This is a genomic window from Caballeronia sp. ATUFL_F1_KS4A, assembly GCF_023630905.1.
GTDB classification, from domain to species: domain Bacteria; phylum Pseudomonadota; class Gammaproteobacteria; order Burkholderiales; family Burkholderiaceae; genus Caballeronia; species Caballeronia zhejiangensis.
Genome location: NZ_JALQEB010000039.1, coordinates 283,628 through 300,206, shown reverse-complemented (window position 1 = coordinate 300,206; position 16,579 = coordinate 283,628). Strand labels below are relative to the sequence as shown.

Sequence of the window (16,579 nt, the reverse complement as noted above, 5' to 3'; positions counted from 1 at the left end):
ATGCCCGCGCTGCGCGGGCAACTGCACGAGTGTAGCCGTGCCCGCGCCCGCCGGTTAACTGGCATTTACACCATGCGGCCCGCGCGGCGATGTCACGCCGCCGCGCTGCGCGCCATCAGCGCATGATCGAAGCGCAGTTCCTTCAGCGCGGAAAGTCCGCTCAGCACGACGTGCCCTTGTTGATTGCGCACGGTCGTGTCCATCACGAGAATGTGTTTCGCGGGCTTCTTTTCGACGACGCATACGCCGATCGTCACCGTATCGCCGATATACACAGGCCCCAGAAAACGCAGCTCCTGTCCGACATACACGAAGCCTGGCCCTGTCAGTTCGGTGTGCGCCGCCGACACCAGCGCGGCCGTCAACAGGCCATGCACGACGCGCCGTCCGAACGGCGAGCATTCGGCGAAGGCGTGCTGCATGTGCAGCGGGTTCAGATCGCCGGACAGGTGCCCGAACGCGTCCACTTCGGCCTCGGTGACCGTGTGCACGTTCACCTGCGTACGGCCGATCTCGACGTCGTCGAAGCGCAAGAGCGCCGGCCAGTTGTTCGGTTGTGCGCTCATGCTTCTCTCCTCGATGTCAATGCGATGCCGCGTTCGACATAGCCGTCGATTTCCTGCGGCGTGTAGCCCAGTTCCGCGAGCACTTCGCGGGTATGTTGTCCCTGTTTCGGCGGATGCCGCCGCAAGGGCGGCGCCGCGCCGTCGTAGCGCACAGGATGCGCGAGCACGCGCACCGGTCCCGCTTCCTCGTGATCGAACGACAGGATCATTTCGTTGTGGGCGACTTGCGGGTCCTGCTCCACCTGCTCGTAGTCGTTGACGGGCGCGAACCAGATATCGTGTTCCTCGAAGGTGCGCATCCAGTCCTCGGTCGTGCGCGTTTTCAGCGTGTCATAGACAAGGCGATTGATCTCGTCGCGCCTTCGCACGTTGTCCTTCGGATGCGTGAATTCGGCGAGCGCGGGACACGACAGCGCATTCGCGAGCTTCTGCGTCGGCGTGAGCGACATCGCGATATAACCGTCACGCGTCCGGTACACGCCATACGGCGCGGGATGAAAACGGCTGCCCATCGGCGGATGCGTGCGTGCCCACAACGGCCCCTTGTTCATGTAATACGTGAACGGCTCGATTTGCAGATCGAGCGCGGCGTTGAGCAGATTGCTCTCGATGCGCGTGCCGACGCCCGTGCGCTCGCGCGCCTGCAACGCGGCCACCACGCCGAATGCGGCGAGCACGGCGGCATGCTGATCGACGATGGCGGAACCGACCGGCGTGGGCGGCGATTCGGCATCGCCGGACAGCATGGTCAGTCCGCTCATCGCCTGCAAGAGCAGATCCTGGCCCGGACGTTTCAGATAAGGCCCGGACGAACCGTAGCCGGTACACGAGCAATACACGAGACGCGGATTGACTTCGTGCACCTGCGTGTAGCCGAAGCCCATCTTGTCGAGCACGCCGGGACGATAGTTCTCGACGAGCACGTCGGCTTCGCGTATCAGACGCCACACGATCTCGCGCGCGGCTTCGTCGCGCAGATCGAGCGAGATGCTGCGCTGATTGCGGTTGCCGAGCAGAAAGAACACGCTCACGCCTTCGATGAACGCATCCGCGCCGGTCCAGCTACGTTCGAACGCGCCGCCGGGCGGTTCGACCTTGATGACATTCGCGCCGACATCGGCGAGCATCTGCACGGCGGCGGGGCCTTGCAGGAAATGCGTGAAACTCAGCACCTTGATGCCTTCCAGCATGAACATTCTCCTCTCGGTTTCAGCGCGCGATCACGCGAGCAGCGTGCGCGCGATGATCATGCGTTGTATTTCCGACGTGCCTTCGACGATCTCCAGCACCTTCGCATCGCCGAATGCGCGCGCGACGGGAAACTCGGCCATGACGCCGTAGCCGCCGTGAATCTGCAATGCCTGATGCGCGGCTTTCATCGCGTGCTCGGTGGCGAACAGCTTGGCTTGCGACGCCTGCACATCGAAGGGCGCGCCGGCATCTTTCGACGCGGCGGCGTCGTAGAGCATCAGACGCGCGGCGTGCGCATCGGCCGCCATGTCGGCGATCTTGAATTGCAGCGCCTGGAACTCGGCGATCGCGCGTCCGAACGCGCGGCGCTCCTTCATGTACGCGACCGAGCGATCCAGCGAGCCCTGCAGGATGCCGAGCGCGAGCGCGCCGATCAGAATGCGCCCCGTGCTGATCTGCGCGAGCGTCTGACGCAAGCCCGCGCCGCGTTCGCCCAGCAGTTGATCGGCGGGAATAGCGCATTGCTCGAAGAACAGTTCGTGCGTGATCGATGCGCGCCAGCCGATCTTGCGCAGCTTTCTGCCCTTGCCATAGCCGGGCGTTCCTTGCGGCACGATGAAGTTGGAGATCTCCTTACGGCCGTCGGGTCGCGTGCCGGTGACAGCCGCGATCACGGTCGGCCCGCCGATCTCCGTACCCGAATTGCTGATGAACGTCTTCGCACCGTCGATGATCCAGCGTTCGCCGTCGAAGACCGCGCGCGTGCCGATATTCGCCGCATCGGAACCGGCGTCGGGCTCGGACAATCCGATCGCGCCGATCTGCGTGCCGTCGAGAATGGGGCGCAAGAAACGCGCTTTCTGCTGCGGCGTGCCGTAGTTGTTCAACAGGCTCGCGACGGTCGAGTTCGCCATGAGCGCATTGGCGACGGCGCAGTCCACGCGCGCGAGTTCTTCGAGCACGATCACGAACGACAGCCAGTCACCGCCACCGCCGCCGAATTCGTCGGGATACGGCAAGCCCGTGAAGCCGAGTTCGCCGGCCTGCCGCCAGATCGCGTAGGGAAACGCTTCCTGCTCCCAGAGCGTCTCCGATTGCGGTGCGATTTCCTTCTCGGCGAAACGGCGCACGGCCTCGCGCATCATCGTGTGCTCTTCGCCGAGCCAGTGAGGTTGATTGAAGGTTGTCGTCATGGCGTGACCGGTGCGGTGTCGGCTTGCGCGGCGCGGCGTGCGCGTTTGCGTTCCACGAAGTGGCGCAGGCCCGCGCGCGCGCCTTCGCTCGAAAAATTCACCGCGTATTGCGCGGCCTCGAAGTCGAGTCCGGCGGACAAGGGCATGTCGCTCGCGCGATTCAGCGCGCGCTTCGCCATCTCGGCCGCGAACGGATCGTAGGAGGCGAGGGTGTCGGCCAGCGCGCGCACGGCGTCGAACAGTTTCGCGGGCGCGGCGATTTCGTGGATGAAGCCGAACGCCTCGCATTCGCGCGCGGAAAAGCGCCTGCCGCTCATCACGAAGCGTTTCGCGCACGCGAGCCCCATCTTGGCGACGGCGAGTTGCGTGCCGCCCCAGCCGGGCATGGTGTTCAGGGTGATCTCGGGAAATGCGAAGCTCGCCTCGCTCGATGCCACGATGAAGTCGCACGCGAGCGCCAGTTCGAAGCCGCCGCCGAGCGCGTAGCCGTTGACCATCGCGATGGTCGGCTTCGCGCTTTCATGCAGACGCAACAGCGCGCGCTGTCCGGCCACCATGTCGCGATAAGCCGAGACGCCGTCGAGCGACACGAGCCGCTCGATGTCGTTGCCCGCGGCGAACGCCTTTGCGCCGCTGCCGGTGAGCGCGATCACGCGCGTCGCGTCGTCGGCGAGCGCATCGGCGATTTCGGCTTCGAGCGCCGCGAGCATGTCGGGCGTGAACGCGTTGAGCTTGTCGGCGCGATTGAGCGTTACGAGGCGCAGCGCGCCATGCTGCGACGCGAGAACGGGAAGCGTGTCGTTCGTCATGGCGTCACAGCACTTTCAGATAGGTCTTGCCCGATGCCACGACCACGCCGTCCTGGCGCGTCACGTCGGCGGCGAAGATGCACACGTTGCGCTCTTCATCCTTTTCTTCCAGCGTGAGACGCGCGCTCACCGTGTCGCCGATGAACACCGGCGCGTTAAAGGTGATGTCGTAGCGATACGATACGGCGCCGGGGCTCGGCGCTTTCGCCGCCATGTATCCCATCACCGTGGAAAGGAAGCCGACCGACAGGCAGCCCTGCGCGATGCGCTTTTCGAAGCGCGTGCCCTTCGCGTATTCCTCGTTGAGATGCACGGCGTAGAAATCGCCGACGATGCCGGCAAAGCCGTAGATATCGTATTCGGAGACCGTCTTGGCGAAATCGGCGGTGTCGCCGATTGCATAGCAATCCATATGAGGGCGTTTGGCCATGTCGATGTTTCTTCTCGGATGAGTTGGGGTTAACGCTGAACGATGCGTGCTGATGTTGCATCGCCGGCTTGGAAGTCACTTTAAAGACGCGTTACAGGCAACCGGTAGGACGGTTCGCGCGATCTTTTGGACTTTTTTGCATCGGACCCGGCGATGCGAAAGGGCAGCGTAAAAAAGTCCAAGAAATTCGACGACTGGTCCTAACGCACCCTCGCCGCGATCACAAATACTTGCGTCAACCCGCCGGCTCCGCATTCGCACCGGGCACTCGCACCGAACGATGCGGCGCACTCGCCGGGCGGTATCCATATCGAGCAAGGAGACAACATGAGTTCGCTTTTCAGAGCGCAGAGCATGCTGCGCATGGCGATGAGCGCGGCGCTCGCCGCGATGTGCGTGGCGGCGTCGTCTGGCGCGAGCGCGCAGGACAAGGTCGTGATGAAGCTCGGTCACACGCTGGCGCCGGACAATCACTATCAGTTGACCGCGCAGGTGTTCGCGAAGGAAGTCGCCGCGCGCACGCACGGTCACATCGAGATTCAACTGTTCCCGCAATCGCAGCTCGGCGGCGAAGTGCAGATGACGCAGGCGCTGCGCACCGGTACGCAGGAGTTGATGATCTCCGCGCAGGCGCCGATCGACAACACGATCAAGCAATGGCAGATCTTCGATATGCCGTATCTCTTCTCCAGCATGGACGAGGCGAACGGCGTGCTGCAAGGCCCGGTCGGGCGCAAGTATCTCGACATGATGAAGCCGGTGAACATGATCGGCCTGACGTGGCTCGCGGTCGGCGAACGCAACCTGTTCACGACCAAACGTCCGGTCACGTCGCTCGCGGACATGAAGGACCTCAAGGTGCGCGTGATGCAGAGCCCCGGCTATATCGCGGGCTACAAGGCACTCGGCGCGAATCCGACGCCGCTCGCCTACAACCAGTTGTTTCTCGCGCTGTCGCAAGGTCTCGTCGATGGCGCCGATACTTCGCCCGAGCAGTTCGTTCAGGACAAGTTCTCCGACGTCGCCAAGCACTTCTACGTGACGCATGTGAACTATCTGCCGGTCGTGCTGGCGATGAGCAAGAGCGCGTGGGACAAGCTTTCGCCCGCCGATCAGAAGGCGTTCCAGGACTCGGCGAAGATCGCGGCGGACTTCGATCTCAAGGAGTACAAGCGCGAATACGACGCCGCGATCGCCGCGATGAAAGCGAAGGGCATTCAGGTCACGACGGTCGATACCGCGCCGTGGGCGCAAGCGACCAAGACCGCGCGCGACGAACTGATCGGCAAGATTCCGGACGGCCCGGCGCTGTATCAGGAGATCAATTCGGCCAAGCAGGCGCCGGCGGTCGCATCGAAATGACGGATGCGAACGACGGCCACCGCACAACCCAGGCACCACGGGAGGCGACACGCATGGAAAAGCTCGCGCGCGGCTTGATGTTCGTTGACGGCATCGTGCTGAAGATCAATCTGTTCGTCTGTAGCTGCCTTTTGCTCGGGGCGGTGATCGTCGCGGGGCTCGGGGTGATCTTCCGCTTCGTGCTGCACGATTCGCTGTCGTGGTCCGACGAGGTGTCGGCGTATCTGTTCGTGTGGCTGACGTGCCTCGGCGCCGCGGCCGGCGTGAAGCTGCGCGCGCATCCGGAAGTGCGCGTGCTGGCCGATCGCGTGCCGGCTGCGTTCGCGCCGCTGCTCAAGGACTTCACCGACTGCGCGATCCTTGCGCTCGGCGCGGTGTTCGTCCTGTACGGCACGGACATGCTCGCGCTGATGGGCACCGAAACCGCCGCGTCGATTCCGATCTCGATGGTCTATCCGTATCTCTCGATTCCGGTGTGCGGCGCGCTGCTCGCGTTTCATTCGCTGGTGCGGATCGGGGTCTCGCATCTTGCGCCGCAGACGCAGACCGACGCCACGCTCGTCGAGGGCGTGTCCGAACATCTCTAGGAAAAACATCATGTGGGCAATCGCATTTGGAGCAGGGCTGCTCGGGCTCGGCGTGCCGGTGGCCATCTGCATCGGCATTGCGGCGACGCTCGCGCTGTCGATCAACGGCACGTCGCTGCTCGTGATTCCGCAGCAGCTTTTTTCGAACCTCAACAACGTCGGCCTGCTCGCCATTCCGTTCTTCATGCTGACGGGCGCGATCATGGATTCGGGCGGCGTGTCGAAGCGCATCATCGAATTTTCGCAGGCACTGGTGGGCTTCATGCGCGGCGGCATCGGTCAGGTGACGATCGTTGCGAGCATGTTCTTCGCGGACCTTTCCGGCTCGGCGACGGCCGACACGGCAGCCATCGGCTCGGTGATGATTCCCGGCATGGTGAAGAAGGGCTATAACCGCGCGTTCGCGGTGGCGCTGCAATCGGCGGCGGGCTCGCTCGGGCTGCTCTCGCCCGTGTCGATGAGCATGCTCGTCTATGCCTATACGGCCAACGTGTCGGTCGGCACGATGTTCATCGCCGGCATCATTCCGATGCTGCTGGTGGTCGCGTCGTTCATGATCGTCAATTACGTGACCGCGGTGAAGAAGGGCTACAGCGCCGTCGAGCCGTTCGATGGGCGCAAGCTGTGGACGACCTTCCGCGAAGCGTTCTGGGCGCTGCTCACGCCGGTCATCATTCTGGGCGGCATCCTCGGCGGCATCTTCACGCCGGTGGAGGCGGGCGTGGTCGCGGCCGTCTATGTGACGCTGGTGAGCGCGTTTATCTTTCGGACGCTGAAGCTCTCGCATTTCAAGGACATTCTGGTGCGAACTTCAGTGAACACCACGCGTGTCTCGTTCCTGCTCGGGCTCGCGTTCGTGCTTGGGCGCTATCTGATCGAAGCGCAGATTCCGCTGCACGTCGCGAATAGTTTTCTCGCGATCACCACGAGCGCGATCGTGCTGCTGATCCTCATCAACCTGTTTCTCATCGCCGCGCATACCGTGCTGGAAACGATCTCGAGCATTGCCGTCGTGATTCCTGTGTTCCTGCCGCTCGTCGTGCAGATGCACATCGATCCGGTCGTATTCGGCGTGATCGTGCTGATCAACTCGGCCATCGGCATCAATCTGCCGCCGATAGGTTTCTGTCTCTTCACGGCGGCTTCGATCGGCGGCGTGTCGGTAGAGAAGGCGACACGCGCGATTCTTCCCTTCATCTTCGCGCTGGTGATCGACCTGCTGCTGATCATCTTCTTCCCGCATATCCCGCAGTTTCTGCCGCATTTGCTGGGGGCGAAGTAAGCGGGCATTTGCCCTTCATCGGATAAGAAGGGCGCGAAAGCGCCCTTTTTCACATCATGCGCGCGCGTGGTGCAGGCGACTTCTCGGCACGTGAGACGTTCGAGCCTCCGATCTGTCTTCGCCCAAAGCCGCACATTCACGCCGCTCATCGGGTAAACTCCTCTGGCACTAGTCGTTTTCCTGAATAAAGCACTCACGTGCAGTTATAGGGACGAAACTTCATGTCAGAACCGCCGAAAATCAGTGTGCTGGTGCCCGTGTACAAAGTCGAGCCGTATATCGAAGAATGCCTCGACTCACTACTGTCGCAGACTTCCACCGATTTCGAAATCATCGCCGTCGACGACAGCAGTCCTGACCGCTCCGGGGAAATGACCTTACGCATCCTCGAACAGCAAAGCAGAGTTCGCTGGAAGTTCATCAAAAACGCTGAAAACAAGGGGCTCGCAGAGACTCGCAGGATTGCGGCACTCGCCGCGAGCGGCGAATATGTGCTCTGCGTGGACAGCGATGACCACGTTCATCACGATCTCATACGCCGGGTCGCCGAAGAAGCGGAGAAGCTCAATGCGGATATCGTAATTTTTGCCGCCGAGAATATTAGCCCGGACGGCAAGATCAATTATCGCGTCGAAGCCGGCGATACCGTCATGAGCGGTGTTGAAGCCGTAGAGAAAATTCTCGACTTGACGTTGCAGGCGTATTGCTTCAACAAGTTAGTACGCCGCTCGATCTTCCTCGCGATCGAGCATCCGACGGGGCTGATCTACGAGGATATTTGTGTTTCGGTCCAGACGCTCGGTAAAGCCAGCGTCGTTCGTCTCATGCCCGATACCTTGTATTCGTACATGTATCGCGAATCGGGCATCTCGACACGATTCAATCCGAAGATCATTGACATCTTTGCGATCATGGATCGGGTAGAGAAGAGCACGGCGTCCATGCCGATAAGAAATTACCGGAAGCTTTTCTTCAGGCTGAAATATGTCTATGGCTTTCGGACCATCGCGTTTCAGGCAGCGATCAAGGCGCCGACGTATCGGTCAGCCGAGCCTATTCTGGATAGCGTCGCGCAGAGGCTTCGTCTCAGGCACTTGCTCGGCATGGTTTCGGACCATCGGCCGAAGCTGTCGCTGGTCATGGCGATGCTGAAGATTCATCCGTGGATCTTCTATCGTTTCGTGCGACGATTCGGGCACTAGGCGGCGGATCGATCTCGCAGGGCCGTGCGAGCGTCGCTGCTCATCCCGGTTTTCTTCATGGCGCCTCGGCGGTGTGTGCGGCAGCTTTCGTCTGCCGCCTTTCTAACTGACTTTACATAAGCTTTATTATCGTGCTTTGTATTGTAGGTCCCAAGTTCAAATGTCGTCCTTGAGCAAAGTACATATGCCACACCTGCAGCGTTTCGAGTTCAAGTTGATCTGTCTTCACCCTATACGCAAGGATGACCTGACTGTATCCACGACTGATGGCGTCGAGCGCGTTGCGAACGTATCGTGAGTCCATCGCGCGGCAGGAGCGCGCCTGAATTTCAGCCCGGAGACAAAGCCGACATGGACAAGCTCTTCAGCATGCGTGTGTTCTCGCGCGTCGCCGAGACCGGCAGTTTCAGCGGCGTCGCGAAAAGCATGGATTGCAGCGTCGGAATCGTCTCACGCGCGGTCGTTTCGCTCGAAGACAGCTTGCGCACGCGGCTCTTGCAGCGCACCACCCGCCGCGTGTCCCTCACCGATAGCGGCGAACGTTACTACCAGAAGTGCAAGGAGATCCTCGCTCAGATCGACAGCGCCGAAGCCGAGGCAAGCGACGCCGCCACCGTCCCGCGTGGACGCCTGCGCGTGCATGCTTCGCCGGACCTGGGTCTCGCGCAGTTGATGTCGGCCGTGGTGGAATACCGGCGCGCGCATCCGCAGGTGAGTGTCGATCTGAAGTTGCTGCCGGGCATGCCGGATCTCGTGCACCAACAGTTCGACGTCTCGGTGCTGGCGGCGGCGGCGCTCCCCGATTCGGGCAACGCGTACAGGATCGTCGGGCGCTTCGAGCGTGTGCTCGTCGCCGCGCCCGGCTATCTCAGGCGTCACGCGGTGGAATCCCTCGGCGATTTGTCGACGCACGCGCGCACGCGCATCAGCGCGCCTTTCGGACACCCGTGCGACTGGCACTCGGAATTCGCCACGGACTCAGGCAGCAGAGCCGAAAACGACAGTCAGATCATGGTGAACGATGCACAAGCAATGCGCGCCGCCCTGCTCGCGGGCGCCGGCGTCGGTGCGATGCCGCACTACGTCGTCGCCGACGACATCGCGTCCGGGCGACTCGTGCGGGTCTTTCCCGATCACGCGCTGCGAACGGCGTGCGTATATGCGGTCTATCCGTCGCGACAGCATATCGATGCGAAGACCAGAACCTTCGTCGAGTTGCTCGCATCCTCATTTCAGAACCGCTTCGACGCAGCGCCGCATTCCGCAGCGGGTCTCGCCTCGACCGTCGATCGCTTTGCTATTGCTTAGGCCTGCGTATAACTACGTAAAAAGGGCGAATCGACATCCATCAGCACGCTACGCATGAAATGCAGCCGCGCGAGCAAGCTGCGCATGCGCAGGATCTCGTGGTCCGCGCCACGCATCGCTTCGATGCCGTGCATCGCGACTTCAATCTGGCTGTCGATCGCGCGAAGGCTCGCGTCGCGCGTGTTGTGCGACGGCGTATCGAGAAGTTGCATCAAACGCCGCATCGTCTCTTCCGTCGATGCGCGCCAGTCCGCAGCCACCATGCGAACCGCATCGACATCGCGACTATCGGTGCGAAATTCGATGGATGCGTGCCCCAGTTCCAGCACGACCAGAATCCACGAAAGCGCTTGACGATAGGGGTGGTCTTGATTTTCGTGCGACCTTCCGGTTAGGCCGGTCTAGGTGCGACAACGGTTTTCCGTCCGGCCCTTATTAAAATACATTCCAAATCAAGGACATGCTGTCTCCCTCCTGATAAGTTACCGCTCGCCCGCGAGCCATGCAGGGATTCGAAAAGGTCGCGCGGTCGCACGGGCGCGAGCGAGTTGCGAAATGGGGGATCTTCAACGTTCGAACTGGAGCGACCATCGGCAAGGTCGCGTGTCCAAATTCGCTTCAAGCTTGTCGACTCGCCGGGAGGTCCGTAAGGTCACTTCTCAGACTAGGAAGTATTCGCTTTGCATAACGTGCGACCGGAAAGTTAAAGGTTCCGCGCAAGTTGATGCCGTCAAGATGAGTTGGGGCGATCCGTCGTAACTGTTCAGTCTCCAGCGGCTGCCCTCTAGCCGCCTCGATGTTCTCAAGGGCAGTTTGCATGTGCGTGGTGTTCCACGCCATCAGGATGTTCGACAGCAGTGTCAACGCCGACGATACTGCTTCGAGTGATTCCTTGCGTCTCGCTAACTCGATTGGAATTCTGCCGATATGAATCGCGCGCTGGACGTTATGCACGGCTTCTCCTCGATTTAACACATGTTGTAGCTCTGATCTGAAGGCCGTGTTGGTGAAGTAGTCGATCAAAAAGATGCTTCTGAAAAGCCGTCCGATTTGAACACCACCGTCGTACACAGCCTGGCCTCTGGCTGCTGAGCCGAAGCGCGTGAGGGCATCAACTGCTGTGCATTTTCCTGAGCGAATAGAGGCGACGATCCTGACGAACTCGTCCCAGACGTCTGCAATGAGATCGAGTTTGACATCGCGGTCGGTGATCGGAGAAAGTTGTGCCGGCACCTCATAGTTGCGCGGAACGTGAATGCGACGGTCACGGAGATGTGAAAGGCGAGGGCATAGATCGAACCCTAACGCCCGAGCGACCCCCATCGCAAAATCCGTGTACCCGTGCGTATCGACTGCGATTAGAGCGATGTCCCTGGTGGCACTCTGTCGAACGACGCCTTCGATCGCGGCACCCGCCTGACGCTCATTCAACACGATGGGTTGGTCGTAAAAGACGCCCCAGCGATCAAGTACGTGCGTGTAGATACCGATGGATGCCGTGCGGCGCCGCGGGTCGGCCCGGGCCTGCCAGACTGCCCGCGTCGTCTCGAGCGACATCATGTCGGAAGATGCGAGGTCTGCACGACCCCAGTGAGCGGCAATAGGATGCTCATGCATGAACTCGAGGACAGCATCGGCGGCCCGCCGTAGCATTCTTTCGTCCTCAAGTCGTTTCATCATCTGGCGAATGGCGGCAGGCGACACTTCCGGGACCATTCTCGAAATCTCCGCTGCCGATAGCGATGTTCCATGTGCCAATACTGCCGAGTAGGTCATCAGCAACTCAATGCGTGATCGTGGTTCGCGTCCCAGCAAGGTCCAACTGAAGCGTGTGGCGCTGTCGACCTCAAGAATTATCTCGGGCAGTTGACCCGGTGGATGAGCTTCGAAGATTGTCCGTCGAAGGCGGTCTGCCTCGAGATCTGCGGGCTGCGCGATCAGCGGATCGAGATGTATGGCCGTATCGACCCGGACCTCACCCTGGGCAACGGCTTCATCTAGCAATTTGAGACGTTGATCGAGGTGCGCCAAGACCGGGGCAAGAAACTCTTTCGCGTCTTGAGGCAGTCCGAGATGGCCATACAGATGATTGCGCTTGAGCTTCCAGTCTTCGGCCGGAATCAGCATATCGGTTTGACTGCGGAACGAGAAACTATGCCGGATAAAAATCGTGCCATTCCGTAGCGCGACGCGTAACGCAAATAGCGTGGCCCACTCAAATGCCACCATCGCCTTAAGCCGGTCATAACCATCTATCGCTTCGCGCCAGGCGCGGCCAAGGCGGATACTCACGCCGTCAGGCAGCAGGTAGGCGTGACGCCGGTAGAGAGCCCTCAGCAGGACGATCGCATCAAGCACCGGATGCGTGTCTTCCGTCTCGAAAGGCAGCTGAACGACGCGCATCAGCAGGTTGCGCGCGTGGGGTCGTTTTCGGAGCAGGCACTGGCGGATCTGGCTGCGCCGGCTGGGTGTGCGTGGGTCCAGAACTTGATCTGCCAGAATGCAAAGCTCGCTGCCAAGCTCTTCACGCGACAACGATTCATCGTTCGCGAGTGCTTTGACGGCGAGGGCAAATTCGTAAAGCTGATCGGCTGCGGCGACGCGCGCGGCGTCGACTTCACGCGACGTATCGCGGACCATTTTCAGCACCCAACGGCGAAGCATCGTGAGCACCTGGTCGGTCGCCGTACACAGGGCATAGCGCATGAAACAAGCTGCTTCCAGCCTTCGGCCACGCGGCTCGATTCTTTTGCTGATCGATGGCGGCCGATTTGCGCAACGACGTGCATAGTGGCGGACGATGGCGTCGTTGCATTCGACCGGCCAGTTGTCGGCAACGCCATGCATCGTAAGCAGATTAATCTTGTCGAGGACTTCACTCATCTGGTGGGTCGAACCGCGCAGCGGGACCGCCCACAGCCAACGCTGCAAGCTTGTATGATCTCCATGCGGCTGGGCCAGGAGACGTGCCCAGCTCGCCAACTTGTCCGTGCCGAACGCGCGCTCAAGGGTCTCGCGCAGCGAGTCCTCGATGTCATGCACGGCCTGGACGATGAACTGTCTCAACGTCCGATCAGGTGGTATCACGATCCGGTGTTCGTAAAACCACCGCTTCAAGTCGTTCATCAACTGGCCGCGCTCCGGGCGCCCCGTGAGCTGTTCCTTGAGCCAGCGAATAACATATCGCCGCTGATGCTCGGCGAGGGCTCGAAAATTTATGACGGTCCGAGCGAAGCTCTGATGGTCGGACAACGTTTTGAAGGTGCCATCGTAGAGCGATCGCAGCGTCCCGACCTCGGGCGGCAGTACGCCGAGTTGTTGGCCGAGGTGTCGCCAGAGAACAGGTGGGATCTGCTTGTACGAGTCGAGCGGACGCCCAGTCATCCGTAGGAAGCCGACGTGCAGCGCGATGGCTAACCGGTACAGATGGGTGCGCCGCGAATCGATGCGAGCCAGTTCGCTTCTGGAAAACGTGAAAAACGTATTGAGTTCGAATTCGCTCAACTCGCGCGGAACCTGTCGAACCCCGAGATATGCCATTCGCCAGTGGTCCACCGGAAGCTCCGCATTTGATGCTGAGAGCAGCCAAGCGTAACGACGCAAAATTGGGCGCGCCACAGTAGAAACCGGGATGGTGGTACTGCGGAACCAGCGACTAAGGATGGTGCCAGAACGCGGTGTCGGCCGATGCGGATACAGACCTCAGCCGCGGATGGCAGTCGTATTGTTGGCGCTCGACGGGGCGGATGATCGACGGCGCGCTGCAGGCACCCCGCAAAGCAACTCAACCAACGTCCACGCTCGAGAAATTGTGCGTGAGGCTTCTGCTACACTGATTGCCGTACCAGTCATAACCGTCCGATCGTTTGTTCAGATGTCTACGCGCCACGCGAATCGAAAATCCGTCCGGTCTTCTGCCAGGAAAGCACGCGGCCCGCTCAGCAAAGCGATGCTTCTGCCGATGCAGGCGACTGCGGCGCGTGAACTCTCGTTGGCTCAACATCTGACGTGGGCGGCTTGCAAGGGAAAAGCCGGGAGCGCTTATCTGATCAATGAGCTCGTTCGGCTCGTGTACTTAACGTATTACGTTCAGGACGCGGGCTACGGTGACACTGATGTCGTCGTGTATGCGCACGCCGAAGCGGCCCTCGAACGCTGCCTGCAGCGGGCCGAACGCGAACGGGTTTGGCGGCTCGAACCCGACGATGCGCCACTGTTCGAGGCCATCCTTCGCGAGGCAGACAGTCAGCTTGAGCGCGCGCCGCGCTACGTGCACGTGGACGCGCGCGAGCGCCTGGAACGGTTCGCGTCGAGCGGCCGGCAGTCGCCGCTGTCAAGCGTGGTGCGCCTGCAGTAGCAAGCGCGTTCTAGGATACAGATCGCCACTTGCGGGACTGGCATCTTACCGGCGATGCTTTCGGTGATTGTGCAGCACAAGCCCGACACCCACGATGATTGAAGCTGTGTTCGTCGGACTCGGGCTCCAACTAAGCGTTCGAGACATGCGTTTAGGAGTACAAACAAAAGATCGTTAACTTTCCTTATGTCAAATTATTAGTCTGCACCGACCATGGTTCGACGCATCGATGGAGTTGCTCGCCTGGCGTTTCGCAGCAGCGTCTTTCTTGAACGATGGTCCAGCCTCCGCGTCAGCCAGAATCATGACCACGGATTTGTGATATTGCTAACGCGCAGCGAATCTGAGCGCTTCCGAAAACGAACGAATGGTTCTTGTCCAAAAATGAAATCAACTTGGGTGCGCACGAGGCAATGGCTCGGGATGGCGCTTTTTCTAATCTCGATCTCTACATTCGGCGCGGAGCGCTGGCGTGTCGTCATCCTTCCCGGCGCGGATCCCACGCAGCCCGCGGTCGCACTACAGATTCGAGCCATTCGCAGTGCGTTGACCGCCGTTGCACCAAACGGGGTCGAATTTTTTACGGATTCGCTCGACCAATTGCGCTTCGACAACACGGAACTGGTCCCTGAGTTTCTCGCGTTGATGAAAAAGAAGTACGAACGCAATCACGTCGATATCGTCATCGGGATTGCGGACTTTTCGCTCGAATTCACGAAACGGTATCACGATGAAATCTGGCCGAACGTTCCCGTCCTCATCACGAGCATCGACGAAAGCCGGATGCCCAACATTCCACCCGACTTCGCCTATTTGCCGTGGCACTTCGACGTCAGCGGCACGATCGCTTTGGCCGAAGCTTTACAGCCGCAAGCCCGGCGGCTGGTGGTGATCTCCGGCACGAGTAATTTCGATCGCTTCACGTCGGAACTTGCCAGGCAAGCTGCGCGCGCTCGACCTTCGCGGCAGTGGACCATCGACGAATGGGTTGGGCTGACGCTGCCCGAGCTACAGAAGCGGCTCGCGAAGCTCGACCAGAATACGGCGGTCATCTATACGACGATGTACCGTGATCGCGATGCCCGCACATACTTTCCATTCGAGCCGGTCGCGCCGATGACCCAGGCGTCGCCGGTTCCGATCTACGGATGGTATCCGACCTATCTTGGCCACGGCCTCGCAGGCGGCGCAGTAATAGACTATGAGACCAATGGTCGACGAGCCGGCGAACTCGCCGCGTCGATCCTGCAGGGAAAGACGAAGGCCGATGGCGCAACTCTTCCCAAAGAGCCGTCCCGCTGTACGGTGGATCGGGCGCAGCTCGACCGGCTCAAGGTCTCCGCCGCTCTGATCCCCAGTCAGTGTGAGCAGATCAACGTGCCTCAATCACTCTGGAATCAGTATCGCTGGACCGTCCTCGTCGCAGTCGCGGTCTTGATGCTGCAGGCAGTCACCATCGCCTGCCTGCTCTGGCACCGCCGCAGAAGACATATCGCTGAAGAAGCCGCCGGGCTCAGAGCAAGTGAACTTGCCCGCGCGGCACGTTTCGCGTCCGCCGGAGAACTGAGCGCGTCCATCGCGCACGAGGTGGGTCAACCACTCGGCGCCATTCTGAGCAATGCCGATGCAGCCGGGATGGTGCTCGACCAGCGCGAGCCTGAGGTCGGGGAACTCCAGCACATCCTCGCCGACATACGGCGCGACGCAGTGCGCGCGAGTCAGGTCGTCCAGCGCTTGCGCGCGTTGTTACAACGCCAGCCCGTTGAATTCACGCAGCTCGATCTCAACGGTGTTATCGACGAAACCCTCGCGCTTCTTGCGCCAGAAAGCAGGCGCCGCGGTGTTTCGATCACCGCGAACCTGAGCGCGGGTTGCGCTCCGATCATTGGCGACCGCATCCAGCTACAACAAGTGCTTTTGAATCTCGCGATGAACGCGATGGATGCAATGGACGGCGTCGAGCCCGAGATTCGACAGATCAGCATCGCCACGAGGGAAATGCGGGATGGCGTCGAACTGACCATGGCCGATCGAGGACATGGCGTTCCGAAAGATGCGAAGAAGGTCTTCGAATCCTTCTACACCACCAAGTCGAATGGAATGGGCCTTGGACTGTCCATCGTGCAGACAATCGTCGAAACCCATGGCGGCAAGGTCACGGCGGCCCCACGGTCAAAGGGAGGCAGTGTTTTCACACTATGGCTCCCCGCAGTGCGGACGGAAAACTCTGTGCATGCGTGGACGGCTTTGCGTGGGCGAGCGCCGGGTCATGAACTCTGACCGAAATGCGCC

Annotated in this window: 13 protein-coding genes and 1 pseudogene; 7 read left to right on the top strand and 7 right to left on the bottom strand. The window is 60.8% G+C overall.

Going from position 1 to position 16,579, the window contains the following annotated elements; genetic code table 11:
- Positions 1-92: 92 nt before the first annotated feature.
- Genes NCS03_RS26785 through NCS03_RS26765 form a run of 5 tightly spaced genes read right to left on the bottom strand, consistent with a single transcriptional unit; the run spans position 93 to position 4,189 of the window.
- Positions 93-566, bottom strand: a complete 474-nt coding sequence (locus NCS03_RS26785) for a MaoC family dehydratase (RefSeq protein WP_175981670.1) — start codon at positions 564-566, stop codon at positions 93-95.
- A complete protein-coding gene (locus tag NCS03_RS26780; protein ID WP_250530167.1) occupies positions 563-1,756 on the bottom strand; it encodes a CaiB/BaiF CoA transferase family protein in 1,194 nt (397 codons plus the stop codon). The genes NCS03_RS26785 and NCS03_RS26780 overlap by 4 nt, the downstream gene beginning before the upstream one ends.
- A gap of 30 nt (positions 1,757-1,786) precedes the next feature.
- Positions 1,787-2,950 (bottom strand): acyl-CoA dehydrogenase family protein, encoded by a 1,164-nt coding sequence (locus NCS03_RS26775; protein ID WP_175981674.1) that lies wholly within the window; start codon positions 2,948-2,950, stop codon positions 1,787-1,789.
- On the bottom strand, positions 2,947-3,759 hold the full coding sequence (locus NCS03_RS26770) for an enoyl-CoA hydratase/isomerase family protein (protein WP_250530166.1): 813 nt from the start codon (positions 3,757-3,759) through the stop codon (positions 2,947-2,949). The genes NCS03_RS26775 and NCS03_RS26770 overlap by 4 nt, the downstream gene beginning before the upstream one ends.
- A gap of 4 nt (positions 3,760-3,763) precedes the next feature.
- The gene (locus NCS03_RS26765; protein ID WP_033535795.1) at positions 3,764-4,189 is read right to left on the bottom strand and encodes a MaoC family dehydratase; all 426 of its coding nucleotides are present in this window, start codon (positions 4,187-4,189) and stop codon (positions 3,764-3,766) included.
- Positions 4,190-4,516: 327 nt separating this feature from the next.
- Between NCS03_RS26765 and NCS03_RS26760 the strand changes: the two genes are divergently transcribed.
- From NCS03_RS26760 to NCS03_RS26740, 5 genes are all read left to right on the top strand, one after another.
- A complete protein-coding gene (locus tag NCS03_RS26760; protein ID WP_008346643.1) occupies positions 4,517-5,551 on the top strand; it encodes a TRAP transporter substrate-binding protein in 1,035 nt (344 codons plus the stop codon).
- A gap of 53 nt (positions 5,552-5,604) precedes the next feature.
- On the top strand, positions 5,605-6,138 hold the full coding sequence (locus NCS03_RS26755; protein WP_250530165.1) for a TRAP transporter small permease: 534 nt from the start codon (positions 5,605-5,607) through the stop codon (positions 6,136-6,138).
- Positions 6,139-6,148: 10 nt separating this feature from the next.
- A complete protein-coding gene (locus tag NCS03_RS26750) occupies positions 6,149-7,420 on the top strand; it encodes a TRAP transporter large permease (protein WP_008346639.1) in 1,272 nt (423 codons plus the stop codon).
- Between the two features lie 221 nt (positions 7,421-7,641).
- Positions 7,642-8,622: a glycosyltransferase family 2 protein gene (locus NCS03_RS26745; RefSeq protein WP_250530164.1), complete on the top strand. Its 981-nt coding sequence runs from the start codon at positions 7,642-7,644 to the stop codon at positions 8,620-8,622.
- A 351-nt stretch (positions 8,623-8,973) separates the two neighbouring features.
- Positions 8,974-9,930, top strand: a complete 957-nt coding sequence (locus NCS03_RS26740) for a LysR family transcriptional regulator (protein ID WP_250530163.1) — start codon at positions 8,974-8,976, stop codon at positions 9,928-9,930.
- Here NCS03_RS26740 and NCS03_RS26735 read toward each other — a convergent pair.
- Positions 9,927-10,298, bottom strand: a pseudogene (locus tag NCS03_RS26735) (FUSC family protein); the annotation flags it as partial. The gene NCS03_RS26740 and the pseudogene NCS03_RS26735 overlap by 4 nt on opposite strands.
- 250 nt (positions 10,299-10,548) lie before the next feature.
- Complete coding sequence (locus NCS03_RS26730) at positions 10,549-13,485, bottom strand: Tn3 family transposase (RefSeq protein ID WP_250530161.1); 2,937 nt, start codon at positions 13,483-13,485, stop codon at positions 10,549-10,551.
- 157 nt (positions 13,486-13,642) lie between these two features.
- Between NCS03_RS26730 and NCS03_RS26725 the strand changes: the two genes are divergently transcribed.
- Both NCS03_RS26725 and NCS03_RS26720 read left to right on the top strand, forming a co-directional pair.
- Positions 13,643-14,287: a hypothetical protein gene (locus NCS03_RS26725; protein WP_250530160.1), complete on the top strand. Its 645-nt coding sequence runs from the start codon at positions 13,643-13,645 to the stop codon at positions 14,285-14,287.
- Between the two features lie 213 nt (positions 14,288-14,500).
- On the top strand, positions 14,501-16,567 hold the full coding sequence (locus tag NCS03_RS26720) for a sensor histidine kinase (protein ID WP_250530159.1): 2,067 nt from the start codon (positions 14,501-14,503) through the stop codon (positions 16,565-16,567).
- Positions 16,568-16,579 lie beyond the last annotated feature (12 nt).

What these genes read in the sequence shown, in the direction of transcription:
- NCS03_RS26780 (WP_250530167.1), bottom strand. Translation starts at nt 1,756, where the DNA reads ATGCTGGAAGGCATCAAGGTGCTGAGTTTCACGCATTTCCTGCAAGGC.
- NCS03_RS26775 (WP_175981674.1), bottom strand. Translation starts at nt 2,950, where the DNA reads ATGACGACAACCTTCAATCAACCTCACTGGCTCGGCGAAGAGCACACG.
- NCS03_RS26750 (WP_008346639.1), top strand. Translation starts at nt 6,149, where the DNA reads ATGTGGGCAATCGCATTTGGAGCAGGGCTGCTCGGGCTCGGCGTGCCG.
- NCS03_RS26745 (WP_250530164.1), top strand. Translation starts at nt 7,642, where the DNA reads ATGTCAGAACCGCCGAAAATCAGTGTGCTGGTGCCCGTGTACAAAGTC.
- NCS03_RS26755 (WP_250530165.1), top strand. Translation starts at nt 5,605, where the DNA reads ATGGAAAAGCTCGCGCGCGGCTTGATGTTCGTTGACGGCATCGTGCTG.
- NCS03_RS26720 (WP_250530159.1), top strand. Translation starts at nt 14,501, where the DNA reads ATGGTTCGACGCATCGATGGAGTTGCTCGCCTGGCGTTTCGCAGCAGC.
- NCS03_RS26740 (WP_250530163.1), top strand. Translation starts at nt 8,974, where the DNA reads ATGGACAAGCTCTTCAGCATGCGTGTGTTCTCGCGCGTCGCCGAGACC.
- NCS03_RS26785 (WP_175981670.1), bottom strand. Translation starts at nt 566, where the DNA reads ATGAGCGCACAACCGAACAACTGGCCGGCGCTCTTGCGCTTCGACGAC.
- NCS03_RS26725 (WP_250530160.1), top strand. Translation starts at nt 13,643, where the DNA reads ATGGCAGTCGTATTGTTGGCGCTCGACGGGGCGGATGATCGACGGCGC.
- NCS03_RS26765 (WP_033535795.1), bottom strand. Translation starts at nt 4,189, where the DNA reads ATGGCCAAACGCCCTCATATGGATTGCTATGCAATCGGCGACACCGCC.
- NCS03_RS26770 (WP_250530166.1), bottom strand. Translation starts at nt 3,759, where the DNA reads ATGACGAACGACACGCTTCCCGTTCTCGCGTCGCAGCATGGCGCGCTG.
- NCS03_RS26760 (WP_008346643.1), top strand. Translation starts at nt 4,517, where the DNA reads ATGAGTTCGCTTTTCAGAGCGCAGAGCATGCTGCGCATGGCGATGAGC.